The sequence below is a fragment of the Paenibacillus sp. 2KB_20 genome, assembly GCF_052115765.1.
In the GTDB taxonomy this organism is placed as follows: Bacteria; Bacillota; Bacilli; order Paenibacillales; family Paenibacillaceae; genus Paenibacillus_AQ.
In genome coordinates, this window is sequence record NZ_JBFRHH010000011.1 from 137,367 (window position 1) to 164,360 (window position 26,994).

The 26,994-nt window shown below is 50.3% G+C and carries 21 protein-coding genes; 2 read left to right on the plus strand and 19 right to left on the minus strand.

Annotation, left to right across the window (positions count from 1 at the left end; all coding sequences use genetic code 11):
• Positions 1-108: 108 nt before the first annotated feature.
• The 4 genes from AB4124_RS25905 to AB4124_RS25920 all read right to left on the minus strand — a co-directional run bounded on the left by AB4124_RS25905 (position 109) and on the right by AB4124_RS25920 (position 3,316).
• Positions 109-1,533: an alanine/glycine:cation symporter family protein gene (locus AB4124_RS25905; RefSeq protein WP_441974616.1), complete on the minus strand. Its 1,425-nt coding sequence runs from the start codon at positions 1,531-1,533 to the stop codon at positions 109-111.
• Between the two features lie 536 nt (positions 1,534-2,069).
• Positions 2,070-2,495 carry a hypothetical protein gene (locus AB4124_RS25910; protein ID WP_053490059.1) on the minus strand — a complete coding sequence of 142 codons (426 nt, stop codon included), beginning with the start codon at positions 2,493-2,495 and terminating at the stop codon, positions 2,070-2,072.
• Between the two features lie 116 nt (positions 2,496-2,611).
• On the minus strand, positions 2,612-3,124 hold the full coding sequence (locus AB4124_RS25915; protein WP_441974617.1) for a hypothetical protein: 513 nt from the start codon (positions 3,122-3,124) through the stop codon (positions 2,612-2,614).
• A gap of 18 nt (positions 3,125-3,142) precedes the next feature.
• On the minus strand, positions 3,143-3,316 hold the full coding sequence (locus AB4124_RS25920; protein ID WP_441974618.1) for a hypothetical protein: 174 nt from the start codon (positions 3,314-3,316) through the stop codon (positions 3,143-3,145).
• 180 nt (positions 3,317-3,496) lie between these two features.
• Here AB4124_RS25920 and AB4124_RS25925 point away from each other — a divergent pair, with 180 nt between their 5' ends.
• Positions 3,497-4,543 carry a YheC/YheD family endospore coat-associated protein gene (locus tag AB4124_RS25925; protein WP_441974619.1) on the plus strand — a complete coding sequence of 349 codons (1,047 nt, stop codon included), beginning with the start codon at positions 3,497-3,499 and terminating at the stop codon, positions 4,541-4,543.
• A 194-nt stretch (positions 4,544-4,737) separates the two neighbouring features.
• On the opposite strand, the gene AB4124_RS25930 is transcribed toward AB4124_RS25925, so the two are convergent.
• The 5 genes from AB4124_RS25930 to AB4124_RS25950 all read right to left on the minus strand — a co-directional run bounded on the left by AB4124_RS25930 (position 4,738) and on the right by AB4124_RS25950 (position 9,575).
• Complete coding sequence (locus tag AB4124_RS25930; RefSeq protein WP_441974620.1) at positions 4,738-5,505, minus strand: MerR family transcriptional regulator; 768 nt, start codon at positions 5,503-5,505, stop codon at positions 4,738-4,740.
• Between the two features lie 167 nt (positions 5,506-5,672).
• Positions 5,673-6,443, minus strand: coding sequence for a hypothetical protein (locus AB4124_RS25935; RefSeq protein WP_441974621.1), 771 nt, complete (start codon positions 6,441-6,443; stop codon positions 5,673-5,675).
• A 308-nt stretch (positions 6,444-6,751) separates the two neighbouring features.
• Entirely contained in the window at positions 6,752-7,936 is a 1,185-nt protein-coding gene (locus AB4124_RS25940) for an acyl-CoA dehydrogenase family protein (RefSeq protein WP_441974622.1), read from the minus strand.
• A 237-nt stretch (positions 7,937-8,173) separates the two neighbouring features.
• A complete protein-coding gene (locus tag AB4124_RS25945; RefSeq protein ID WP_441974623.1) occupies positions 8,174-8,953 on the minus strand; it encodes an alpha/beta fold hydrolase in 780 nt (259 codons plus the stop codon).
• Between the two features lie 16 nt (positions 8,954-8,969).
• Positions 8,970-9,575: a TetR/AcrR family transcriptional regulator gene (locus AB4124_RS25950; RefSeq protein WP_441974624.1), complete on the minus strand. Its 606-nt coding sequence runs from the start codon at positions 9,573-9,575 to the stop codon at positions 8,970-8,972.
• 270 nt (positions 9,576-9,845) lie between these two features.
• Here AB4124_RS25950 and AB4124_RS25955 point away from each other — a divergent pair, with 270 nt between their 5' ends.
• Positions 9,846-12,962, plus strand: a complete 3,117-nt coding sequence (locus AB4124_RS25955; protein WP_441974625.1) for a glycoside hydrolase family 2 TIM barrel-domain containing protein — start codon at positions 9,846-9,848, stop codon at positions 12,960-12,962.
• A gap of 147 nt (positions 12,963-13,109) precedes the next feature.
• Here AB4124_RS25955 and AB4124_RS25960 read toward each other — a convergent pair whose 3' ends face one another.
• The 10 genes from AB4124_RS25960 to AB4124_RS26005 all read right to left on the minus strand — a co-directional run bounded on the left by AB4124_RS25960 (position 13,110) and on the right by AB4124_RS26005 (position 26,906).
• Positions 13,110-14,177 carry a hemolysin family protein gene (locus tag AB4124_RS25960; protein ID WP_441974626.1) on the minus strand — a complete coding sequence of 356 codons (1,068 nt, stop codon included), beginning with the start codon at positions 14,175-14,177 and terminating at the stop codon, positions 13,110-13,112.
• 77 nt (positions 14,178-14,254) lie between these two features.
• The gene (locus AB4124_RS25965; RefSeq protein WP_441974627.1) at positions 14,255-15,553 is read right to left on the minus strand and encodes a hemolysin family protein; all 1,299 of its coding nucleotides are present in this window, start codon (positions 15,551-15,553) and stop codon (positions 14,255-14,257) included.
• A 505-nt stretch (positions 15,554-16,058) separates the two neighbouring features.
• Positions 16,059-16,556 (minus strand): pyridoxamine 5'-phosphate oxidase family protein, encoded by a 498-nt coding sequence (locus AB4124_RS25970; RefSeq protein WP_441974628.1) that lies wholly within the window; start codon positions 16,554-16,556, stop codon positions 16,059-16,061.
• A 230-nt stretch (positions 16,557-16,786) separates the two neighbouring features.
• The gene (locus tag AB4124_RS25975) at positions 16,787-18,802 is read right to left on the minus strand and encodes an alpha-L-arabinofuranosidase C-terminal domain-containing protein (RefSeq protein ID WP_441974648.1); all 2,016 of its coding nucleotides are present in this window, start codon (positions 18,800-18,802) and stop codon (positions 16,787-16,789) included.
• A 53-nt stretch (positions 18,803-18,855) separates the two neighbouring features.
• Positions 18,856-19,749 carry a carbohydrate ABC transporter permease gene (locus tag AB4124_RS25980; RefSeq protein WP_441974629.1) on the minus strand — a complete coding sequence of 298 codons (894 nt, stop codon included), beginning with the start codon at positions 19,747-19,749 and terminating at the stop codon, positions 18,856-18,858.
• Between the two features lie 15 nt (positions 19,750-19,764).
• Positions 19,765-20,733: an ABC transporter permease gene (locus AB4124_RS25985; protein WP_371860458.1), complete on the minus strand. Its 969-nt coding sequence runs from the start codon at positions 20,731-20,733 to the stop codon at positions 19,765-19,767.
• Between the two features lie 27 nt (positions 20,734-20,760).
• Positions 20,761-22,332: an extracellular solute-binding protein gene (locus AB4124_RS25990; RefSeq protein WP_441974630.1), complete on the minus strand. Its 1,572-nt coding sequence runs from the start codon at positions 22,330-22,332 to the stop codon at positions 20,761-20,763.
• 196 nt (positions 22,333-22,528) lie between these two features.
• Complete coding sequence (locus tag AB4124_RS25995) at positions 22,529-24,172, minus strand: response regulator transcription factor (RefSeq protein ID WP_441974631.1); 1,644 nt, start codon at positions 24,170-24,172, stop codon at positions 22,529-22,531.
• Between the two features lie 4 nt (positions 24,173-24,176).
• On the minus strand, positions 24,177-25,976 hold the full coding sequence (locus tag AB4124_RS26000; RefSeq protein WP_430110983.1) for a sensor histidine kinase: 1,800 nt from the start codon (positions 25,974-25,976) through the stop codon (positions 24,177-24,179).
• A 75-nt stretch (positions 25,977-26,051) separates the two neighbouring features.
• A complete protein-coding gene (locus AB4124_RS26005; protein WP_441974649.1) occupies positions 26,052-26,906 on the minus strand; it encodes an AraC family transcriptional regulator in 855 nt (284 codons plus the stop codon).
• Positions 26,907-26,994 lie beyond the last annotated feature (88 nt).

A 26,994-nucleotide genomic window follows, 5' to 3' on the forward strand; every position in this document is an offset into this window, starting at 1 on the left:
ATTTAGACAACGGTTTAATCGCGCAAATGTTACGGTAAAATAGAAATCGCTACAGCAGCTAAAAACACGCAGCTACTGTAACGATTCCATATCACACAAAATTCTATATTATTTCGCTTCAGTGGATGGGGTGTTGTGTCCATCCCAGCATTCCACATCCTGCAGCCCTTTGATGCTGTCCTTGGTGAAGACAGGGTTCACGCCAGCCCGCTTCTGCTTCAAGTAATCTTGAAGCGCTGCAAAGGCCGTTCGGGAAAGCAGCGCGATGGCGATGAGATTCACGATCACCATCAATCCCATGAAGAGGTCGGCCAAATCCCACACCAGCTTCACGCTGGTCACGGAGCCGAAGATGACCATGGCCAGCACGGAAACCCGATAGATCCATACCCAAACCCGATTCGATTTCAAAAATTCGATGTTGGTTTCCCCGTAGTAATAGTTACCGATCAAGGTACTGAACGCAAACAGGAAAATCATGATCGCCAGAAAGTCGGATGCCCACGCACCCATCTCCATGGCCAGCGCAGCCTGCGTCAGGGCGATTCCATCAAGTCCGGTCTGCTGGTATGCGCCGGTAAACAGAATAATGAATGCCGTGCTTGTACATATGACCAGCGTATCGATCAGGACGCCCAGCGCCTGAACCAGTCCTTGCTTCGCCGGATGGCTTGTCGTTGCGGTCGCCGCAGCGTTCGGTGCGCTCCCCATGCCGGCTTCGTTGGAGAACAGGCCTCTTTTGATCCCGTTCATGAGCGCGGCACCGATCGATCCGCCAACGACCTGCTCATAACCGAACGCGCTTTTGACGATTAGCGCAAACACCTCCGGCAGCTTGGTGATATTCGCCAATACGATAAACAGCGCGGCACCGACATACAGCACAGCCAGAATCACGACGATCAGCTCCGACATTTTAGCAATTCGCTTCACCCCGCCAAAGATGATGGCCGCAAAAACAACCGCCATGATAATCCCGAGGGTTAAACGATCCATGCCGAAGGAATTCTGGAAAGCAATCGTAATCGTGTTGGATTGAACCGCATTAAACACAAGGCCGAAGGACAAAGTGATCAGGATCGCAAACAGCACGCCCATCCACCGCTTTTTTAATCCTTGCTGCATGTAATAGGCGGGACCTCCGCGGAATCCGCCCGCTCCATCCTTTACCTTATAAATCTGCGCCAATGTGCTCTCAATAAAGCTGGAGGCCGATCCGATGATCGCGATGATCCACATCCAAAATACGGCCCCCGGCCCCCCAAGCGAGATAGCCAAGGCAACGCCGGTAATGTTCCCGGTCCCGACGCGGGCCGCCATGCTGATGGCAAACGCCTGAAACGGGGAAATGCTGCCCTTCGTTTTGCTCTTGGGTTCGCGGATGACCCGGAACATCTCGCCGATCAGGCGAAACTGCAGGAACTTGGTGCCCACCGTAAAATACAGGCCAAACGCTATCAGCAATACGATAAGCAGTTTAGACCATAGAAAATCGTTAAAGATAGTAACTACCTGCTGTACAATTTGATCCATTCTCTACCCTCACTATATATATGTCATCACCCATGGTGTAGGTTTGTGAAAAATAGCCCATGTTACATCTAACCATTACTCCCCCCTTGGAGACAAGAGGTTAATTGTGGAAGAGCTAGGCAGGGTGAACAGCTCAAGATCCTTCAAGGGATCCCTATAAAAAAAGACCCTCTCCTCCGCGGGTTTAGCGCAGGGAAAGGGTCTTGTCGGTATGAGAAGGCTGCTTTGGTCACTGATGATTTTTCTCCCTTCCGCGGAGGCGATCGTGTTCTCCACATTGGTACTCACTTAGACAACGGGCGATCCCGCAAATGTTACGATAAAATCAAAAAAATCGTTACAGCAGCTGCAACACGTTGCAACCGTAACGATTCCACATTCATTATATATCATGCGCATCAGAGGATGGATTGTGTAACATAGGGGACTACTGCCTTTGTATGATGTAAATATTATACAAAGGCAGTGGCGGTTCACTTCCTGAATCATTTACCTCCCCTGTAACAAATAGAGGAGTACAATACAGGAGGCTCTTATTAAAAAGGAGTATAAGATAGACTGGCGCTGAATGAGAGTTGGGTAATATCAGCTGCCGAGGGATCAGTCTCAGCAAGCGTCCTTACACGAATACCAATACGATCACCCTCAGCGACCACCAATGATCCCCCAACATTTCTATTCGTTGCGGTACGGAAACCGGTTGGGTTACCAGGTGTAATGACCGTATTCGGAGCTCCGAATCTAACTGAACTAGTCAGCGAAGTTGTCACGTAAGGTGAAGAACTATGATCAATCCCATTATTAGGAACTGACGGTGCGCGGAATACTGTAAAATCATATTGAAGACCGAGAGTATTTATAGAAACCTCAGAAGCAACCAATAAATCTACACTTATTTGTAAATCTTGAACGGTACCTGCAAAGGGAATTGGGAAAGCAAAACCACCTGCTTCGGGTGGCATAGTTGATTCTCCAGAAGCGTTAATAACTTCAACCGTGCTACTACCAAAACCCATTAAAATTGGAGCAGCCGATACTACTTCAGCTCCAACGAGGATGATACCCGTTGAAAATGGAATTAATCCTCCACCTCCTGCTGCACCTGTTGCACCTGTTGCACCCGTTGCCCCCGCAGGTCCTGCTGGCCCTGCTGCACCCGTTGCCCCTGCAGGCCCCGCTGGCCCTGCTGGTCCTGCTGGCCCTGCTGGTCCTGCTGGTCCTGCTGGCCCTGCTGGTCCTGCTGGTCCTGCTGGTCCTGCTGGTCCTGCTGGTCCTGCTGGCCCTGCAAGTCCTTCGGGTCCAATTGCTCCTGCAATTCCTGCAAGTCCTGCGGGTCCAATTGCTCCTGCAATCCCTGCAAGTCCTTCGGGTCCAATTGCTCCTGCAATCCCTGCAAGTCCTGCGGGTCCAATTGCTCCTGCAATCCCTGCAAGTCCTTCGGGTCCAATTGCTCCTGCAATCCCTTCAAGTCCTGCGGGTCCAATTGCTCCTGCAATCCCTGCAAGTCCTGCGGGTCCAATTGCTCCTGCGATTCCTGCAAGTCCTGCGGGTCCAAGTGCCCCTGCAAGTCCCTCAGGTCCAGCTTCGCCAATTGCTCCTACAAGTCCTTCTAATCCAGCTGGTCCAAGTGCTCCTGCAAGTCCTGCGGGTCCAGCTGCTGCAATTGCTCCTCCAAGTTCTTGAAGCAATTGCGGTCCTTGGGGTCCTGGAGGTCCCGGAGGTCCTGGAGGTCCTGGAGGTCCCGGAGGTCCTGGTGGACAATTACACCTTCCCATGGTCTCATCTCCCTGTTATCAAAAGTAATTTATCATATTAAAAGCTTAAAAAGGTAAACACGGCAAATACCTATCAACTGAAAAACAGGCAAATAGAGCACTACAATCGCTGATTTTCTGTTCACCTATGCTCTTGTCCCATAGCATTATGTCTCTGCTGGCATTAGATAATACGAGATATCGAAGTCATGGGAGTGATGAGATTGGAGAATGGCCCTTTAATAGGTATTCTGGTAGCTAAAAGGAACAGCAGAAAAAGAATTTTGGAGCTTTATGAACGTTATCACAATCTAAACCTGAAACTTTACGCCTTTACACCGGCAGATATTCTTTGGGATGAACAACGTATTATTGGACTTAGCCTGAAAAAGGGCATATGGAAACAAATTTCGTTCCCATTTCCTCATGTGGTCTATAACCGGTGTTTTAACAAAAAATTAATAACCATTCAACGACTAGAGAAGGCGATTGGTAGAAACAAATGTTTCAACAATATCAATTTTTTTAATAAATGGGATCTCTATAACCTATTACAACAGTCAGATCTTAAAGCTTATGTGCCGGACACATTTTTATATAATGAAGTGAATGTATCAGAACTATTAGAGAAATATAAACTACTATACATTAAGCCTTTATACGGATCTAAGGGGAAGTCTGTGTATCGGGTTGAACTAACGGATAATGGAGATATTCACATCTCTTTGCACAGCTTGGCTCCAAGATATATTTGCAGAAAAAACGAAAGCATTCAGGAAAAATTGGATAAACTTCTCGGACTAACGAAATACATGGTTCAGCAAGGGATCCATATGAGTCAATTTGATCATCAGTATTTTGATATCCGGGTCCTTGTTCAAAAAGATATTCTTGGAGAATGGACGGTTTCCATCATTACATGTAGAGTGGCTTATGAACATTACTTTAACACGAGTATGTGTGAAAGCATTTATGAAGTTTCAGAAATTCTTCCGCGATTATTTTCGCCGGAGAAAATGAATAAAATCCTCCGATCTCTGTATGAGGTAAGTGTAACGGCCGCACATGAAGCAGACATTCATATGGGTTCATTGGGAGAATTGAGTGTCGATTTTGTGTTAGACGAGCAAAGAGAGTTATGGATTATTGAACTTAACGGAAAACCCCAAAAAAATATATACAAAGACCTTAAAAGTATAAAACGCAAAATTTATAGTAGACCATTGGAATATGCTTATTATCTCTCTCAACCTTGAGAAATAATAAGTCTCTGTGAAATGCGCAATAAAATCTATCTGAAATACGAGGTCGTACATCAGTTTCCTCTGCTCTAAAGACAACTTAGCATGAAATGCTCAAGAAATTCCAAATGAAAAAGCCCTTCCGAGGCGGATTAACCGCAGTGGAAGGGCGTTTACAAAAAATATGAATAATCCTCTATTCATCCCTGTTACGAGGGATTCATACCTGTGTAGATCAGAATCGCATCCCGTAGGAACACTGCTGTTCCGGGCTGCTTCTCATCGTAATGGGCGGTAAAGCGCTCATCATCAACGTACATCTGAGCAAGGCCCGCGTGGGCCTCTTTGCTGTAATCGTTCCAATAATAGGTGAGCCAACGCTTGTGAAGATCGGCCGCCTTCTGGGCCAGCTCACTGGCAGGGTCGCCTTGCTTAAACGCTTCAGCCAGCGTCTCGTACAGCTCATCAGCCAGACGCGTTACTTCCTCATGCTGCGCTTGCGTCATGTTTTTCAGCTTGGCATTGGATCTATTCACAGTCTCTTCGCCATACTTCTCGCGAATTTCCTTACCGTATTTCTTCTCATTATCATCAATCAGCTTCTGCTTGAATCCTTCGAATTTCTCTTGGTCACTCATGGTCTTTCTCCCTTCGGCGGAGGCGATCGTGTTCTCCACATTGGTAATCAGCAAATCCAATTGCCTTCTTTTGTCTAGGAGCTGCGCATGGTGTTCCTGGAGCGCCTGGGCCCGGTTGAAGGATGGTGAGGTCATAATCTCTTTGATCCCGTCCAATGGAAGTCCGAGCTCCCGGTAAAACAAGATCTGCTGCAATTGATCGACCTCCTCCTGCCCATAAATCCGATATCCTGACGAGTTGATTCTGGCCGGCTTCAGAATGCCAATCTCATCGTAATAACGGAGCGTCCGGGTACTTATTCCTGCCAACTTTCCAAGCTTCTGCACCGTGTATTCCATGGTTTCACCTCCTGACAACATCAATGTACACCTTTACGTAACGTTAAGGTCAACACTTTTCGCGAAAAAAATGATACCCGCCATCCTCAGCATACAAAATAAAAAAGAAACTGAATGTATTCTTAACAGAATATCATCCAGTCTCCCAAACGATCCCATTCAGTATGTTAGTTCGCTTCCTCTTCCGTATCCGCTGCAGCCGCTGCGGATTTATCGACATCTGTATGCTTCTCATTAATCCACTGCTTCAAGGGCTCGGTCATTTGATCCTTCAGCTTCTGAACCAATTGATCCTCTGCAATCCCCTTCGAGGCGGCTATCTCGGCTAGCGATTGCCCTTCCTTCATTTCCGCCTTCAGTTCGTCCTCCGACAATCCGAGTAAAGCTGCGATTTCCTCCGGATTACCGAATTGGCCGAAACCTCGGCCGCCTTTGCCATGACCTTTTCCAAAACCGGCTTCGCTGCTCTCTACCATTTGCGTAAGGCGGGCACTCAGCCCCTCTTTCCATTCGGCTGCTTCAGTTTCCGTTATACTGCCTTCACTCAGGCGCTCATCGATCTTGGAGGTTTCCAGCTCGGTCAGCCTCTGCACGAACACGGATTGGGTCATTCCTTTGCCTTCGGCAATTTCAGCAAACGTGCTGCCCGCTTCAAGCGCCGTCCGGATCTCTGCCTCCGTGAGCCCAAGGACCTCGGCCGACTCTTTGACGATGTTTCCACAGCGAGGTCCACCTTTACGATCCATCCACTTTCCAGTTCGGTTCTTCACTGCATCCGCAGCCGATGAGTCTGTCCCCGTCTGTCCATCCTCGGATACCGAGGTGGAAGCATCCGTGCTCGCCGCTGCAAAAACCTTGTTCTGAAGGTACCCGGCTCCCCCCAGCACAATCGCTGCTGCCATGCTGCTTACTAACACTTTTTTACTTATCGGATTCATCTTCATCTCTCCTTTTAGGGTTATGGTTTGTCTTACAATTTGAAGTATAGAGAGGGAATCTGAAAGTAAACTTAGGGGAACGTTATGCCAGGCTTAGGCTAAGCTGAAGGTTTGCTGAATGCTAGACACAACATACCGTGTTCACCAGGATCGCGGACGCGGTTTATAGCTATTCCCAATCAAAAAGACAACGAAAAAAAACCGCCGGAGGCAGCCTCTTCAGCGGTTCCTGTCTGTTATTCCTTCACGATTCAATAAGCAACTATTCTCGAAATGGCCTCATCCCATCATATCGAGCTTTAGTTCCCCTACTCCTCCACTTCCGAAATGGCTCGACGGGCGAGATTCGTCAGCACGACATCGTCCATCGGCGGATTATGAAGACCCGCCCGGACATCCCTGTACATTCGTTCCAACGGGAGCTGCCGGGAGAGACTCAATCCTCCAACGATCCGCATGGCGTGATCGACAATCCGGACCGCTGCATTGGTCACGACATATTTGGCAAGACCCAGCTCAGGCTTGAGCGCAGCGCGGTTCTCCACTTCCTTGTCCCAGCGGTCGGCAGTTTGATACAAATAACTGCGGGCCGTAAGCAGATCCACTTCGATTTGGGCGATATGTCTTTGGATATTCGGCAATTCGGCAATGGGGACCGTCAAGGAATTCGGTTTATGATGACGGGCAAAATCGATGGCAAAATTGCGTGCGGCATAAGCAATCCCCATATAACATGCCGGGATGTGAAGCAGAATGCCTTCCGTCGATACGGGAAACTCAGGTTTCTCATAATCGAGTCCCCGAATCACTTCCGTCTCCGGCACGAACACGTCCTCCAGAATCATGTCATGGCTTCCCGTTGCCCGCATGCCCATCGTATTCCAGGTTTCCTCGACCTTAACCCCGGGCCCGCTGCGCACGAGGAACGCACCGACCTTCTCGCTATGCTCGATACCTGCCGTAACCACAAATTGCTTCAAGATCGGGCTTAACGTGCTGAAGGTTTTGCGTCCGTTAATGCGCCAGCCGCCCAACACCCGCCGCGCCGTGGTCTCCGGCCTTCCGCCCCGGCTGGGACTCCCTGTCGCAGGTTCACTCGCCAGCTCATTAATAACCACGCCTTCAGCTACAACGTCTTTGCACAGTCTCTCAAATAAAGGCTCCGGCCAAGCCTCGGATAGGCGCAGCTGGAGTATTTGCCCGATATGCCAACCGACCGCCAGCGCCGTAGAGCCGTCACCTCTGGCGAGTCGTTCCTGGGCAAGCACCATCTCGTATACGGAGGCTTCTTCTCCTCCAAAGGATGCCGGGACGGTCAGCTTCAGATAGCCCGACTCCTTCAAGTCATCAAAATTCTCGAACGGAAACGATCCCTCCAAGTCGTGCCGTGGAGCTCTTTCCGCGAATTTCGCTCCAAGCCTATCGGCCCGAGCTGCGATCATGGCTTCGCGTTCATTACGTATGAATGGATCTGTGGAACCGGATCGATTCAAGTTCGTCCCCTCCTTGCTAACCCTTGTATTCCGATAGATATATACATAAAATTGTAGCAACCCTATTTTGGGGTGTCAATGAGGGGGCTCACCGATCGCCGCCCCCCCCTTTAGTTCGGATATATCCAGTGTATGAATTCCGAATCATAGAAGACAGACCGCGTTTAGATGAAGTTTTTCTCGCAAAAAAATCCGCGCTGCAGAAACTACGCGGATCCAAGACGCAAATAGGATAGTCTACATCGCGTTCTCTGTCAGAAATGAAGAGATGGCTTCATTGACTTCATCCGGGTTATCCAAATTCGTTGCATGGTGAGCGTTCCGGATGATTCTTAATCGCGAATTCGCAATTCTCTCCTGCATGTATTCCTGCTGCCTTCGGATCATCGTGTCGCTCTCTCCTTGAAGAAGCAAGGTTGGACAATGGATCTTATGCAGATCCTGCGTGCTCTCCATCTGGGTCACCGCATCCCATATCAGAACCCAGTTGGAATGCGGGATGGAACGAAAGGCTTTCTCTATATAAGCTTGATTGCTCTTATTGTACTTGGATAGCATTTTCCCTTGCATTTTTCCCGATAAGGACATCGGCATCAAGTAACTTGACCAGCGATTTAGCGGCACGAACATTCGCTCATACCAATTGAACGCATTCGTGAACGGAGTGCCGATCAGTACCAGGGCTGCAACCTTGCCAGGATAGCGAACGGCAGTCTGCAGCGAAATATGCCCACCCAGGGATAACCCGCAAAGGATCGCTTTCTCGATGCCCAGATGACTTAGCAGATCCGCCAAATCCCTGCTAAAATCCTCCGAGTCCACCTTGCCGTCCGGCAAGGAAGACGAACCATGCCCCCGAACATCCCACACCACGGTTTGGTACTGACGAGAGAAATAATCGACTTGCGGCTGCCATTGTTCATGATTCCATGAGGCCCCATGCGTAAAAACAAGCGGTTTTCCTTCTCCCTTTACTTCATAGTACAGATCGACTTCCCTTCCTTTGAAAATCGGCATATAACCATCCTCCTTGCTATATTTGAAATGATTGCGTACCGACATTCCATAACGGAGCAAATATCACCTGAAAGCACTCATCAAACAGTTCATCCAACGTTCGGTTTGATTCTTTAATCCAGATCATCATAGCCCCGCTGATGGAGGCTTGCAGTACCCTGCTAACCATAACCACGTCGCATTCAGCGATTTCTTTGTTCGTAATCGCCTGGCTGAGCATCTGCCGGGTAAACTCATCGATCAGCTGCAGTCGGTACCGGGTCTTCTCCAACAAATCCGGATCATTCGTCCCTTCCAGATAGAAGGAAGTATGGTTAGCCAATTCAACAGGATCTTTCATATGTAAAACCGCATGCTTAAACACGGCCTTTAGTGCATCAAGTCTGGATTGATCGGATAGGCTGGCCTCCTGGAAGGCATGCCTGGTTAGTTCAATAACATAATCGCTATAGGCCAGGAACAAATTCTTCTTCGAACCGAATCGCTTCATTAAGGCTGCCGGCGAAATATTCACTTCATGCGTGATGTCGGTTAATGCTGCTTGACCGTATCCTTTTTTGGACAGTGCCTGGTAGACACCGTAGAAGATAGCCTCATCTTGAAATTCGCGAGGTCTTACCATGCGTGATTGCCTCCCTACAGTTAGTGAATGATCATTTACTAACCATTGTTTCATGAACCTTCTCAAATGTAAACAGCCTAGAGGCGATCACGCACATCAAGATACAGCCTGACTCCTGCAAAAAGGCTCTGTTCACCTCTGCTGACCGCTCTGGTGTGTAATCCGGCTGTCGTTTTTAAGAGAAAAATGCAACTTCCTTATACTCTTGGACCGAGTTAACCTCTATACTGGCAGTAGAAGGAAACCATAATTTAGGAGGAGCTGAGCACATTGCGTACCAAATTCATTTACCAGTCACCTGCAAACGGTTATCCCGAATGGAACAATAATCCGAATATTTTTCAGCTAAACCGCCACAAAGCCCATGCTTACATGATGACGTTCCCGTCGGAGTCTGAGGCGCTGAGCCATGCCCACTCCATGTCTCCCTGGTATCAGTCATTGAACGGGATGTGGAAGTTTGCATTTGCCGAAACCCCTGACAAGCGCATCCAACATTTCTACGAGACCGATTATGATTCCAGCAGCTGGGCCGATATGCCCGTCCCTTCCCATTGGCAGCTTCAAGGCTATGACTATCCTCAATATACGAATGTTAGATACCCCTGGTCCGAATCGGAGCCTGAATTGAAAGCCCCCTTCGCGCCAACACGATACAATCCCGTGGGCTCCTACATCCGTGAATTCACGGTACCGGACACATGGAAGGAGCAGCCCGTTTATATTAGCTTCCAAGGTGTTGAATCCGCTTTCTATATATGGGTGAACGGCGAGATGGTCGGATACAGCGAAGATACATTTACGCCGGCCGAGTTCGACATTACCCCCTATCTGATTGAAGGCGAGAATAAATTGGCTGTTGAAGTGTATCGCTGGTGTGATGCGAGTTGGCTCGAGGATCAGGATTTCTGGAGGCTTAGCGGGATCTTCCGCGAGGTCTACCTCTATACCGTCCCTGCCGTCCATATCTCCGATTTCTTCGTCCGGCCGGTTCTGGATGACGAATACCGAGATGCCGAGCTGGAGATCGATGCAGCCGTTACGAATTACTTTCATGAAACCATTGATAAGGACAAGCTTCAGCTTGAGGCGCTTCTATACGACCAGGACCGTCAGCTGGTTCGGAAACAAACGTTCACCATAGCGGATTACATTATGGAGGAGAGCACCTTCACCCTTAGCATGAACGTACCCGAACCTAAAAAATGGAGCGCGGAATCGCCTTATCTGTATACCGTCGTTCTGGCATTAAAGGACACGGACGGAGTTTGCCTTGGGGCCGTAAGCTGCCGCACCGGCTTCCGCCGCTTCGAGCTGAAGGACGGATTGATGCGGATTAATGGTCAGCGCATTCTGTTCAAAGGCGTGAACCGGCATGAATTCTCCCCGGATACCGGACGGGCGCTTAGCCGCGAAGACATGATCACCGATATTGAGCTGATGAAGACGCATAACATCAATGCGGTACGGACTTCCCATTACCCGAATCAATCTGTATGGTATGACCTCTGCGATGAATATGGATTATATGTGATCGATGAGACGAATCTAGAGACGCACGGAACGTGGGAGTATGGGCAGCAGGAACTGAAAGAAACGGTCCCCGGCAGCAAGCTCGAGTGGCGGGACAACGTTTTGGACCGCTGCAATTCGATGTTTCAACGAGACAAGAATCACCCCTCCGTCATCATCTGGTCGCTTGGCAACGAATCCTTCGGAGGCGACAACTTCATTGCGATGCACGATTTCCTGAAGGAGGCCGATCCGTCGCGGCTCGTTCACTATGAAGGGATCTTTCATTACAGGGCGTCCGAGGCGGCTAGCGATATGGAGTCCACCATGTATGCAAAACCTCAGGAAGTGGAGAAGTATGCAATCAGCAACCCGAGCAAGCCTTATATCATTTGCGAATACAGTCACGCGATGGGCAATTCCTGCGGCGGGCTTCACCTGTATTGGGAGCTGTTTGAGAAGTATGACATTTTACAGGGAGCTTTTATATGGGACTGGATCGATCAAGCGATCCGCACCCAAACGGCCGATGGTATCGAATATTTAGCGTATGGTGGGGACTTTAACGAAACGCCGCATGACGGCAATTTCAGCGGAAACGGCCTGATCTTCGCCGACCGCAGCAAAACCCCCAAGCTAGACGAAGTGAAAAAATGCTACCAGAACGTCAAGTTCGAATGTTTGGACCCTGCCGCAGGCCGGATTCGGGTCAGCAACCGTTTCTTGTTCACTAATCTCGATCAGTATCTTGTAAAATGGGAGATCCAACTGAACGGAGAAGAAAGCCAATCCGGCACGCTCCAGCTCTCACTCCAGCCCGGTGACCATACCGAAATCAAGGTTCCTTATTCTCCTATAAAGAACGATGGAAAAGAAACGATTCTCACCGTCTCCCTGGTTCGGAAGGAGAGCGCCAAGTGGGCACCCGCAGGACATGAAGAGGCTTGGGAGCAGTTCGCGCTAACGCCTTATATAGCGAGCCAATCGGAAACAGACTCTCTTTCAAACGCGGAGATCCTAGAAGTTACCGAGTCGGATGAAGAGCTTCTCATCATGGGTCCTGCCGTTTCGTTACGCTTCCACCTTGGCACCGGTGATCTGGCATCTTACGCGCGATCCGGCAAGGAATACCTGCTCGCACCGGCCAGACCGAATTTCTGGCGGGCCGTAACCGATAACGATCTGGGCAACCGGCTCCCCGAACGCTGCGGCGTATGGAAAACGGCCCATGATCAGCGGAAGCTGCTGGCTCTGCGCTGGCACACGGAAGGTCCTGCCGTCGTGGTCTCCAGTCACTATCAGATCGAGACCGCTCCTATATCCAGACTGACCTTGGAGTATCGAATCTTCCCGGATGGAACCATCCGCGTGCAAGAAACCTTTGTCCCAGGCAGCGGCTTGCCTGACATTCCGGAAATTGGCATGCTGTTCTTGCTGGATGAAGGTCTCGATATGCTCAGCTGGTACGGCCGGGGACCTCATGATAATTATTGGGACCGGAAGACGGGGGCCAAAATCGGTCGATACACGGGAAAAGCAGCCGATCAGTTCGTTCCTTATCTGAGACCTCAAGAATGCGGGAACAAAACGGATGTCCGCTTCGCGAGCCTTACCGAAGGAAGCAGCGGGGAAGGTCTACGATTCGAAAGCTCCTCCTTTATGGAGGTGTGCGCCCTGCCGTGGACGCCGGATGAACTGGAGGGGAGCGACCATGTGTACAAGCTCCCGCCAAGCGATAAAACCGTCCTGCGCATCAACTACAAGCAAATGGGCGTAGGCGGCGACGACAGCTGGGGAGCGCCAATCCATGAAGCGTTCACGCTGCCCTCCAACCGAACGTATAGCTTCAGCTTTACGATGGGAGCAGCACGCTAAAACCCCTCTATAAAACAAATACAAAGAGCAGCTTCTAAGATTAGAAGCTGCTCTTTCCATGATTCAAGATCATGCCCTCTCACCACCGAACGGTGCAAATGGCATTTTCATATTCTTAGATCGTGCCCGATGCTAATTCGCCATCGCTTAGGCCTGTGCACCCTGCAGCTCGTGACGATTCGATTCGTCCCGAATGTCGCCCACGATTTCCTCCAGGATATCCTCCATCGTCACCAGCCCAATTGCCGCGCCGGATTCGTTCGCGACGACGGCCATATGAACGCGGATTTGCTGCATCTTGATCAGGACGTCCTTGATCGAAGACGATTCCGGAAAACGCGGCATGTTATGAATAAAGTCATTCACGCTGCAGTTTCTTCCGGCCGCTATGCCCGTCAGCATCTCCTTCGTATTGATAAACCCGATGAAATCCTCTGCGCGTCCCGCTTCCGTCACCGGGTAACGGGTATAGTCGTACTCGCCGAGAACTTCAAGGATATTGGCAAGGGGCCACCCTCGTTCTAATGTTACGATGCGATCTCTTGGGACCATGATTTCCCGCAAGGTGCGCTCCTCAAAAGCAAATATATTGGTCAAATAACCCATTTCGGTTTGGTTAATTTCGCCGCTCTCGTAACTCTGATCCACGATCCACTTCAATTCCTCTTCGGAATGGACCGTTTCATGCCCTGCCGGCTTTACGCCGAATAATCGAAGCAGAAGACGCGAAGCTCCATTCAGTGCATAGATAAACGGATACATGATCTTCCCGAACCAATACAAGGGAGATGCCAGCAGTAACGTCATTTTCTCGGCAAATTGGATCGCTAATGTTTTAGGTGCCAGCTCCCCGATGACGACGTGCAGGAACGTAATGATCCCAAGCGCAATGGCATAAGAGAGTACCGTTGCCACCGCCGCCGGCACGTCGAATCGATCAAACAGCGGATGCAGCATTCTTTCGACGGTCGGTTCGCCCAGCGCGCCGAGCACGAGGGCCGTAATGGTGATTCCAAGCTGGCAAGCGGACAAGTAGTAATCCAGCTCATGGGCTACCTTCCTGGCCGTGACCGCCCGTTTATTCCCCTCTGCGATCAATTGATCGATTCGGGACAGCCGCACCTTCAAGATGGCGAATTCGGCACCCACGAAAAATGCAGTCAGTCCTATAAACACAGCTACCAAAAATAAATTTAACACGATTATTCCGTCCAATGATTTCCCTCTTGCGAGGGATTCACCTCCAAAAAAGATATGGTCTGAATGTACACAGGATCACGCTATGCCCTTGATCACCCGTGTCTGAGAATGACGTGTTTGATCTGGAAATTATCCGTTTCGGCTACGGCCCATACATGCTCGCCATGCTGGATCTCATCGCCGTCTTGAGCCGTCGTGCCTTTCTGATACTGTATCCAGCCGCCGATCGTATCCATCTCCTCGTTATCCTCGAATACCAAGCCGAAGCGCTTCTCAAGCTCCTCCAAGAGAACCCGTCCGTTTATCAGGTATTCCCGTTCACCGATCTTGCGGATATCCGCTACTTCATCTTCATCGAATTCGTCGCGAATTTCCCCTACGATCTCTTCCAAGATATCCTCCAGAGTCAGAATCCCCGCCGTACCGCCGTATTCATCAATCACCAAAGCCATATGCATCTGCTCCTGCTGCATCTTCAGCATGGCATCCTGGATCGGCGTAAATTCAAGGACGACCGGGAGATCCCGAACGAATTCTTCCAGCTTGCGGTCTCGTCCGGCCACGATGTGGGGCAGCATCCTTTTGACGTTGACGACGCCAACCACCCGATCCTTGCTGCCGTCCTCGATGACAGGGTACCGCGTATAGTTGTGCTCATCCAGAATGCGGACGATGTCCGGGTGTTTCATGCCTTTATCAAGTGTGATCAGATCCGTTCTCGGTACCATAATGTCTTTAGCCACCCGCTCATCAAACGAAAACACGTTTTCCATGTAAGCCAGCTTGGTCTCATTGATCTCGCCACCCTGAAAACTCTGCGCCATGACGATGCGCAGTTCCTCTTCCGAGTAGGCCTGCTCATGGGGCGTAGGTTTCACGCCGAACAAACGAAGCAGCACGCGCGAGGCTCCATTTAACGCCCAAATGAACGGATACATCAGCTTTCCGAACCAATACAGCGGGGCTGCAAGGAGCAGTGTCGTCTTTTCCGAGAATTGAATAGCCAAGGTCTTGGGCGCCATCTCCCCCACCACGACATGCAAAAATGTCACGAGAATAAACGCAATGGCGTAAGAGGCAATCGAGGCCGTTGAAGCCGATACGTCAAACCAATCGAATACCGGGTACATGAAACGTTCAACGGCCGGCTTGCCGATGGCCCCGAGCCCCAGCGCTGTAACCGTAATGCCGAGCTGGCAGGCCGAGAGATAGTAATCGAGATCCCCGGCTACCTTTTTGGCAACAACCGCCTTTTTGTTTCCTTCCGTTATCAATTGATCGATCCGCGACATGCGGATTTTAACGATAGCAAACTCGGACGCTACGAAAAAAGCGGTCAACGCAATCAGTATGGCAAGTATGATTAAATTAGTGATGGTAATAATGTCCAATGATTTCCCTCTTCAGAGGGATTCACCTCCAGATTGAATTAAAGGCCATATGTTGTGCATCAGAACAGGTCATGTCTATATACGATATTTCCATGAAAAAGAGGTAGTTCGCAGATGAGAATATTACAGCCTAATTCCGCAGTTTGATCCATTTGCAATAACGCCTTCCCAATGTACTACCTCCTCTCCTGGAATCTATTTTTCATATTTATGAAAAAATTATATCATGGCAGCGCTCAAACCATCCAGTTGCACATTATGGTTTGAGTGCGGGTTTCAGCACGAATTCACATAATTCTCACTTGTTTGATGAGGTATATTCCTTCGTGGTACTAAATATGCCCTGTTATGTATTAAAATGTACGCTTCATCTATTGTTCATCCATTCATAACCATAATGGCATTCGTCTAGAGGGATCCGTGCAGGCTGGTTCAACTTACAGGAAAAAACCGCAGGATCGTGGCTGGATCCTGCGGTTTTTCCATCATGTTGTTACGTATTTCGTTATCCATGGAGATCTACGGTTTTGTTTATATCCGAGTCACCCTTCGGCTCTTGGCCCACCATTTTCTTGAAGGAGGCTTTGACCGTTTTCGTTTTGTTTCCGGTTTCCCAATACTCCGCAGTATCTGTATCCACCTTGATCAGAATAATGTTGGGATCGTCGTAGGACGTTTGCAGAAACTTCTCATATGCCGCATTCCAAAGCGCCTTTTTCCGCTCAAGGTCATCCACGACTTCGGCCGTTCCCCGAATCGATACATAGGAGTTGCCGACATAAGCGACATTGACGTTGGGATTAGCCATAATTTCTTGATATTTGCTGGTATCCCTCTTCGTTAAGAACCACAAATCGCCGTCGAATTCGATATCCTGCGTTTGCATCGGTCTGGAATTGATCCCTCCCTCCGATATCGTGGAGAACATCGCCGTTTCGATATCCTTGATAATATCCTTCACGGTCTCGACCGCTTCCTGGTTCACTACGGTTTCGTTTGACATCTCAATCACCCCATCCTTGTGTTTAGTCTGTATTTACACTTCCCCAAAATAAGTTAAACGATGAATCCTTTATAATTCCGTTTTCCTTTGCAGGGTCATCTATCATGATCCAGGCGGAGCCTAAACCATCCACCTGCACCACAAAAAGCCGGAAACTGCCAGCGCAGTCCGACTTTTTTGGTGCAACGATTTGTTATGGAGCTTACATCATTCCTCTGTACCTTCCGCCACTATACACTCGCTTTGAATTCAAGCGCGTAAACGGATGAAGGCCGCAAATTGTAACCTTGGCGCCATGCTTCTACCGGCACCCTGCTTTCCTTGCACACAATATGATCCGGCTGGAATACGGAGTTAATATCATCGTAAGAATTGCCGGTGATTTCATACAGAATCGTTTCCCCGGAAGCCTCGAAGGCCTGCAAATCAAGTACGGCCCTTACCTCCTCCAGACTTCGGTTAACGATAAATACGGTTACTTTGCTGCCGTCGTCATTCGTCCCGGCCACAATGTCCAGGTCCAAAAGCGCGTCAAGCTCCACAGGCGTCTTCTTGCTTGATGCCACGGAGAAAGTTCCGCATTCCGCTTGGACGGGGAGAATACGCCGGACGTCCCGATTCGCGTAAAGCTTTAACACTTCATAGGTCGGCGTCCCGTATATCGTGAGCGGAAGCCCGCTCCATCCGGGCTCCTTGCCGCAATACTGATCCGCATAGTAGTCCCCGACCCGTATGCATCCTCCGAGCCAGCCATTAACAAGATCGGAGAAGCTGCCGATATGCACCATGTCGCTGCAGCGAATCATTTCGTTCAGGTTGGCGGCATTGGCCACTGCGGCTCCCAGCGTATGTTCGTTCGGCAGCCCTTTTCGCACCGTATTCGGATAGTACATCGTGTTATATTCGGTGATCGCCAGCTTCACGTGGCTGTGCTTCGACTGGGATCGGATCAACTCCGTCGTCTGACGGATATGGTGCCGGGTCCACTCGGGATAAGAGGCAATCGCCTTATAGCGTTCCTCCGCCGGCGTTTCGCGGTTCATGCCGAAAGGTCCGTAGCCGTGATACAAATGCAGCGTCAAATAATCCATATACTCGCCTGCCAGGTCCAACACGGTTCGGTTCCATTCCTGGTCGTAATGACCGCAGGCCAGCAGCACAATGGAAGCGTCCGCCTCCTTCATGGCCTTGGCAAACGAGATCGTCCGCTCGCCAAACCGGTCTGCCGTACAAGTGCCGACCTGCCATTGGCCCCATACTTCGTTACCGATTTCCCAATACTTGACGTTATACGGCTCAGGGAAACCGTTTCGGGCTCGCAGAGCTCCCATCGGCGTATCAACGCTCCCATTGCAGTATTCGATCCACTGCGCAGCTTCTTCAGGGGTACCCGATCCATCGTTCACGCATATCAAAGGCTCCACCTGCAGCTCGCGGCAAAAGCGGATGAATTCGTCGGTGCCGAAATATTTGCTGGTCCATCCTCCCCAAGCCTCGTTGTACATGACCGGTCGCTCCAGAACCGGGCCGATGCCGTGCTCCCAATGGTATGCGCTGATGTAATTGCCCGCGAGCCTCATCATGCCCGCATTCAGTCCTCTCGTCATCTCGATCACTTCACGCTTCACCATGGCGATGCTATCGATCGGCAGCAGGGACACGTGATCGATCCAGAGCATGCCGGTGGATACGTGATCGATCCACCTTGGATGCTCGGCCGGAACATACACCCGGATCTCGGCATCGCTGCAAGCGCGCGTTATGGACAGCTCTCCCTCGTATTCCAGCCAGTTGTGGCTGCCCAGCTCCACGCGAAGCTGACCAAGCGACTCTTCCGTGCGCCGATCCACGGCTTCGACCCTCACGTATTGAAGCTCAATGGAAGCGCGGGCAACAAGCCGGACCGTATACTTCATCGGACCCTTTAATGCCGCTTTCTGCGCGATGCCGGCGTAGGCTTCGTCATCGCTCAGGATCCGGATGCGCTGGGCGCGTCCCGAATGCCGGGGTGCCGGGGCTTCCATCGCGTACCCGGTGTTTCGCCCGTTGGTATAGGGGTGCCAGCTTCCCGATACTGGCGTCTTGGTCTCCGCCTCGCTTTCAAAATCCATGTCCTTCAGCGGAAACGCGAGCATCGCCTCCATATGGTCCCGGATATCCTCCACAAAATGACCGAACAGATACGGATTAATCTCATGCTCGCTCTTGCGGCTCCAATCAATGGTAATCGTTGCGTTCGTTTTCAACATAAAACCTCCCTAAGGAATTTTAGGCTGGCCCGTACGATCGGTATCGGAAATCAACCTTTAATCGATCCAATCATGACTCCTTTAACGAAATGCCGTTGCACGAACGGATACATCAGCAGTACTGGTAAACTTGAGACGATAATCACAGCGTATTTGATGCTCTCGGCAAGTAAAATTTTATCCTCCAGTCCAACGCTGCCGTCCACGGAAGCAGATTGGCTAATCAGCAAAATTTCGCGCAGCACCAGCTGAAGCGGGTGCAAATTCTCGTTGCGAATATAGATGAGTGCATTAAAGAATGAATTCCAGTGACCTACCGCATAAAACAAAACCATGACTGCCAGGATCGGCTTGGACAGAGGCAGAATGATACTGAAAAGCAGCCTCCAGTTGGAGCAGCCGTCGATATGGGCGGCCTCCTGCAGCTCCCAGGGTATGCTCGATTGGAAATAGGTCCTCATCACGATCAGATTGTAAGTGGCGATTGCGCCGGGAACAATCAGCGCCCACATCGTATCGACCATTCCCAAATCCTTGACCAGCAGATACGTTGGAATCAACCCTCCGCTGAAGAACATGGTCAGCGTGATAAACACCATGATGGCATTGCGCCCCGGAAGGTCAGGCCTCGATAGCGGGTAGGCCGCCAAGATCGTCATGATAATATTGATCACTGTACCGACGATCGTATATAAGATCGTGTTGCGATATCCTATCCAAATCTTTTCGTTTTGCAAAATATTCGCATAGGCATCCAGCGTGACGCTTTTCGGCAGCAGCCAAACTTCGCCGTTCAATACCCTTGTCGGATCACTGAACGAAGCGCTGACAATAAAAATCAACGGGTACAGCACAATGACGATAATGATCACAGCGATCGCGTATATAATGACATCGAATACCCGCTCATTCGCGGCTTCTTTTACTGTCGACGGCTTGGACATGGCGCGTTCCCCCTTTTACCATAAGCTTGTCTCTGACGTCTTGCGCGCAATCCGGTTTACGAACAGCAGCAGGATCAGATTAATGACCGAATTAAACAGCCCGATCGCTGCCGTGTAACTGTATTCTCCCTTTAAAATGCCTGTCGTGTAGACAAACGTGGAAATGACGTCGCTCGATTCCAGATTCAAGTTGTTCTGCATCAACAATATTTTTTCAAAGCCAATGTTCATGAAATGGCCGATATCCAAAATAAGCAAAATGATAACGACAGGCGCGATTCCCGGCAAAGAGATGTGCCAAATGCGCCGCAGCCTTGACGCCCCGTCCATCTTGGCCGCCTCGTAGAGCTGCGGGTTCACCCCGCTCAGTGCCGCAATATAGATGATGGACTGCCACCCCATGTTCTGCCAGATGTTAGAACCGATAAAAATGGTCTTGAACCAGCCGGCTTCCTCAAGAAAACGAATCGGCGTACCGCCGACGGCCTCAATCAACAGATTGATCGGACCGCTATTGGGCGAGAGGAACACGTTCAGAATGCCAACAATCACAACCACCGAAATAAAATGCGGAATGTACGTAATGTTCTGCAGCCATTTGCTGAAAGTCTTGTTGCGTATTTCATTGATGATCAACGCCAGCAAGATCGGAATCGGGAAGGCGATCAACAAGGAAAACAAATTGATGGAAAGCGTATTCCACAGCAGCCGCCAAAAATAATACGAATCAAAGAAACGTTCGAAATGCCCGAAGCCCTCCCAACTGCTGCCGAGGATCCCTTTTGCCGGATTAAAATTTTTAAACGCGATTTGCAGCCCGTACAACGGACCATAATGAAAGACCAGATACCAGATGACTGGCAGAAGCAGCATGAGATACAGGTCATATCGCTTGGCCATTTGCCTTAAAAGACGGGAACCCCGCCTCGAATCGCTTCGAGGCAGAGCCATTGATGTATCGGCTTTGACACGCTTCAAGGGCATCCACTCCTTATCCATGATGTAGCAGCATTATTTCTGCATCTTGTCATAGGCATCCTGATACAATTTCTCCAGCTCGTCTACTTTCATCTTCTTGAGCGTGGATTGGAATTCTCCCCACTTGTCGAAGCTAAGCGCGCCAACAATGAATTTCGTGCTTTGCTCTTCGTAATATTTATCGATATCGTTTCGCAGGATGTTGACCTGCTGTGCGGTTTGCTCATCAAACATCGGAGCCGCATAACGAACCTCCGGCATGAACGGATCCAGCTTCTGCTGCGCCTCCTGTACCTGCGGCGGATTGATGAAAGAAGAAACCTGCTCGCTGATGAGATGAGGTGCCCCTCCCCCGGCGTAAGGCGTGATTTTGGCCTGATTGGTAATATCCTTCAGGAAATCCTCGGTATAGAACGGAATCCCGTCCTTGAGCTCATAATGCTCTCCTTCCCTGCCGAACCTCAGAAGCGTCGATCCTTCGTCACTATAGAAATAGTCGATCCAGCGCATCGTTACTTCCGGGTACTTATTAATGGACGTGATGGCAAAGGCTCCAAAATCCCGCGCAATCGGCAAGGCCTGGCTTTGCATCCGATCTCCGTTCGGGCCAGCCGGAGGCGCGATTCCGGTATACTGGTCCTGGATCGACAAGAAATTATTGTTGGTCTGGTCGAAGAAGAATCCCGCATTGCCCGACCCCTGCTTGGCCAAATATTGCGCTTCGGTGTGTGAGAATATCTCAGGATCCAGAAGCTTCTCCTTGTAAAGCTTGTTTAAGTACATGAGCATCTCTTTATTCTTGTCGCTGCCCATCCAGATGCTGACTTTGTCATTCTCGATATTGACGTTATAGCCGAGCTGGGAATCCAGTCCGAATGATCCGCTCATTGCGGCCACAACCGGCAATCCGAGCCGAGCCGTCATCGGGATTTCGTCCTGTTTACCGTTGCCGTTCGGGTCCCCGTCACGGAAGGCCAGCAGCACTTCATACAATTCTTCCGTCGTCTCCGGCACCTCCAGATTCAGCTTCTCCAGCCACATCTGGTTGATCCATTTCTTATCCGTCCGTGCCGCGCCCAGTGTTACAATGCCCGGAATCGCATAGATATGCCCCTCCGGCGTCGTGATGCCCGAGCGAATTTCGGGATATTGCTCCATCAATTTTTTCAGATTCGGCGCATATTCATCGATTAGGCCTTCCAGCGGAATCAATTGCCCTGCCGATCCGTAGCGAACGGCCTCGAGCGGGGATAGGCCGGAACGGAACAAGGCATCAGGCAGCTCGTTGGAGGCGAATAACAAATTTTTCTTCTCCTGGAAGCCATCCGTCGGCGCTTCAATGAATTCAACCTTCACATTGCTCAATTTCTCGTAATCCTGAAATACCGGCATCTCTTTGAACGGACCGTTCACGGGTGCAATCCGGGTGAACATCTTAAGCTCCACGGGCTGCTCTACAATCGGAAACCCTGTAGCATGAACCACATTTTCTGTACCTTCGGGTGTTGCCTCTTTCTTCGAACCTCCATCGGAACTGCATCCAGCCAGCATCAAGCTGGAAGCGATCATTGTGATGACCGCGTTTCTTCCCCAGCGTTTACGCATAAATAAGCGACCCCCATATCCCTTCATTCACCAAGCGCCATTTGTAAGCGTTTACTATTGGTGTGTGATTATTATAATTCAACCTTCAAGACGGCCCATTACAAAAATATGACCATTTACTCCACATATTTTACGGTTTGTGAGCGGCGACCTCCCCGCACGGCTCTTCTGCCGATCTGAATACTTGGTTTTGGTCCTATCCTCTTCCCAAGCGGTTCAAATACTCCTGTGGGGTCACCCCCGTTATTTCCTTGAATACTTTGAAAAAATAGTTATGGGTCGTAAAACCCACTTGATTGCTGATTTCCTTGATCGAGTATTTGCCGCTTTCCAGCAGCTTCCGCCCTGCGTCGATCCGAACCCGATTCAGATACTCCGAGAACGTTCGCTGCGTTTCTTCCTTGAAGATTCGGCTTAAATAAGAAGAGTTCAGGCCGATGGCACCCGCGGCAAGCTCCAGCGTGACATAACCCGGATACCTCTCCAGAATAAAATGAACAGCCTGCGTGACATGGCGGGAATACGGCCCCGCCGCACGATGCTGCTTCAGCAGGGCAAGCAAGTCCGCATAGTAGGATTGCAGCCATTGCACCAGCTCCCCGACACTGCCGATTCTTCCGAGCTCGCTTCTTGAAGGAAGCTTCTCCTTCGCGGCTCCAACAGATGGCATCCATGTCTTCCACGCCTTATCCCCGGTTTGCATGAGCTCACTGACGATCATCTGGATCGTATGCGAATGGACCGGAAGATGACGGATCGAAGCAAAAACAGAGGCGATTAAACCGTGCACGCCTTCGATGTCCAGTCGTTCAATCGAAAGCAGCAGCTGTTTGTGTTCCTCGATCGTCAAAGATACGCGCTGATGGTTGCCACCTGCAAGTCCCCCCGCCCGGCCCGGCATCCTTGGTGCCGCATGGCTTCCGGACGGCTCCATGGTGGAAGCGTCGAGCATCCGCTCGGCGGAGCTATAACTTGAGCCAAGTTGTGACAAGCTGGTGCATACATGTCCGACGGAGACCACGCATTTTAGATTAAGGAATAGCTCGAGCGCATGCTGAAGCTTCCTCATCCGTCCGGCTATCTCATTCTTGATGGCATGTTCGCTCCGCTCCTTGAACGCAAACACGACAATAAACCGCCCATCCTCCACGTAAGCCGCCGTCCGCTCCTGAATATCACCCAAGCTCTGCTGCATCATATCGACCACCTGCTGAACCAGCCGGTTCGTTTGCACGTCGCTGTATGACTCCGTCAGCAGCAGAAACGGAACAATCTGCACAGCCGCAGCCGCATAGCTTAAGGCGTGGGGGTACAGGCGCTTTTTTTGTGAAAAAGCTTCCACCTCCGTGGTTACATCCTTCCTCCCGCTAACGAGATACACGATATAATCACGGAGCAGCACGGGACTCGGCCTTTCGGTCTTGACCTCGTGAGTCATGCGTACTTCCAGCAACCGATCTTCCTGCCGCAATTCCAGGACCGCTTTGTTTAATAAGGTGACTAGCGCTGCACCGTCCAGCCGATGCTTCAACAGATAATCGATGGAGCCGTTCTTCAGGCAATCCCGCACGTAGTCATAATCATCAAAGCTACTGAGCATAATCGTCTGAATGAATGGAAACCGTTCTTTAATCGCCCGGTTGAGCTCTACGCCGTTCATTTCGGGCATATTCACGTCAATGATCGCAATATGCGGGGGAGACTGCTCAATCATGGCCAAGGCCATCAATCCGTTATGCGCTTGGCCGCATAATTCGAATCCATGCTCATTCCAGTCCAATAACGTTCGCAGATCATGCCGCACGAGCGGCTCATCATCAACGAGCAGCACTTGAAACATAGCTTTATATCACCTCTTGTCGGGATTTGTCCGAACTCTCCATTTTTTTCGGCAGCCGGATCTCGGCCTTTGTATATAAACCCGGCTCACTGTACAGCTTGACACCGTACGAATCGCCGTACATGTGAACGATCCGCTCATGCACATTGCGCACGCCCATACCGCTAAAACGGGAGGTTTCCCCCTTCTTGCCCGTCTCACCCAGCAGGTGTGCCCTTTGCCCTTCCGTCATGCCCTTGCCATTGTCGATCACTTCAATCCTCAGATCGCTGCCCTCATCGCATACGCGTATCAGCACGAGCCCTTCCTGCTCCATCGCTCCGATTCCATGAATGATGGCATTCTCCACAAGGGGCTGCAGCATCAGCTTCAGCACCCGGCATTCCAGCAAAATGTCGTCCTCAATCTGGGTAACCATTCGGATCGGCTCCATATACCTGTACTTCACGATCGAGATATAGCGTTCAACATAATCCAGCTCCTCCCTCACCGTCAGAAATTCACTCGAATTGCCCAGAACGCCGCGCATGAGCTCAATCAGCGATCCGGACACCTCTTCGATATTCGGCACGCCATTCATCTTGGCCAAATACTTGATCGTGTTCAGCGAGTTGTATAAAAAATGGGGATGAATTTGCGCCTGAAGCGCCGTTAACTCAGCCTCCCGCTTCTCCTTCTCGCTGACCCGGATCCCTTCCAGCAGTCGCTTCAATTCCTCCACCATGCTGATAAAGACGCGGTACAGCTGCCCGGTCTCGTCTTCGCTTGTTATCTCTTTTCTCGGAAACGTCAGATTCCCTTCCTTCACAAACATCATTAATGACTTCAACCTCCGTATATTAAGGGTGATTCGGGAAGATACCTGCAGCGAACCGATCAGGACAACGATGAAGACGATAACCGATACCTCCGCCAACAGTTTACGGAGCTTTGTCGATTCGCTAAGCAGCGAATCCATCGGTATCAAAGCCAGGGTAGTCCATCCCGTATAACCGGATTGGCGGCTGACAACGATGTAGTCTCTGCCGTCAATGGCTTGCTTGATGGCATCCCCATTCCCTGCGAGTTCTCCGTGGATGCTGAGGATCTTCTCGAACGAAGGGGCAAAGGACGGCGCCGATTCGGCCTCATAGACAAACCCACCCTGCTTGTCCAGCACGTAGATCATGCTATCGGTGGTCGGCTTCACGCCGTATGTTTTTTGGATGAAATCATAATTCAAATCCACCATGACAACCCCGATCGGTTCCCGGTTATATCGGATCTCCCGCCCGATCGTGATGGCATCCGACACCCCGGTCTGCTTGAAATACGCATGACGCGATCCATTCTGGAGCATGTAATCCATCATTCCGGTCCCCAAGACCGTCTTGTCCAGCCACGGACCACCCGAGAAAAACACCTTGCCGTTCAAACCGACCACGGCAATCCGTGAAATATAAGGCTTGTAATCGATCAGCACGGATAGAAACTCATCGATCCGTTTCTGCTCTTGAAACCATTCATAGCTAATTTCTTCATGAGGGCTCAGTAAGGTGTCGATCACCGTATTTTTGTTGGTCACCACGACGGTGTTCAGCCGGTCGATCTCTTCCAGCATCATATTCAGTGATTCATCCGCCTGCCTGATGCTGTCCGAAACCGAGGTGATCGCATTTTGCATGATCGTCTCGCGCATGCTCATATACACGATGACCGTAATGGAGACGATGGACACGAGCGTAACCGCACTGAACGCAATGAAAATTTTCCCCTGAATACTTCGTCTGGGTGATATCCACCTTTGAATCGTAGAGAGTTTCATGGCGCGTGTCTCCTTTTTCCAGATCAGAAGAAATCGATAGTAAACGTTTACAAAAGCGTGTTGCCGTCCGTACGGTCAGCATTGAGCTCCGCGCATCGTTATGGGAGGCACCTTATAATAGATCTTGAAAGCCCTGGTGAACGAATACAAATTCGGATAGCCGAGAGACAAGGCAATCTCGGTAATCGTTGCGTCCGTTTCTTGTAACAACCGTTTTGCCTTTTCCATTCGTATGCGCTGAAGGTATTTTAACGGCGGCATTCCTACCTGATGGGTGAACATATTGGAGAAGTACGACCGATGCACCCCCGCGAATTCGGCAACCTGTTGTACGGAAATCCCCTCGGTAGCATGCAGCTCCATATAATCCAAACACTCGTGAATCCATCCCGCTAGCTCCGTCGGCTGTGCGGAAGCCATATCCGGGACCATGCCGGCGAGCAGTCCATAAATCAAGCCGTGCAGCTCCAGCGATACCGCCGGTTTCCAGCGCTCGACACCGGCCAGGGCATCAATCACGCGTTCGGAGGATTCTTTGACCTTAGAGGATATCATCTGTTTGCCGAACGGGCTTTCTGGAAATAAGCCGGCCAGCTCCAACAATGGCTTGACCCTGTTCCCGTCCACTGCCAACCAGCTCATCTGAAGCGGTGTATCCGCGGGAAGCATGTGATAATAATAGGTCCGGCCCGGGAACAGGCAGAACAGATCATTCTTCTGCAGATCCACTCGCTTGTCATCGAACTCTAGCCGTACCATGCCTTCATGTACAAAATGCAGGCTATAACACTCGATTCGCTTCGGTCCGACTCTGTAATTGGGTTTGGCAATGCTTCGCCCAGCCCGGACAGGCCAGATCTGTTCCTCTTTATCCAAATATCCCGGCGTATAATAGATGAATTCCGCATATTCATATTCGTATTCCTGCATCATGGCTCCCTCCTCTTCCTTCATTTTTCCATCAAGAATAACAAAATGACAACAAAAATATAACACCTCGCTATTTTTATAACCCGTT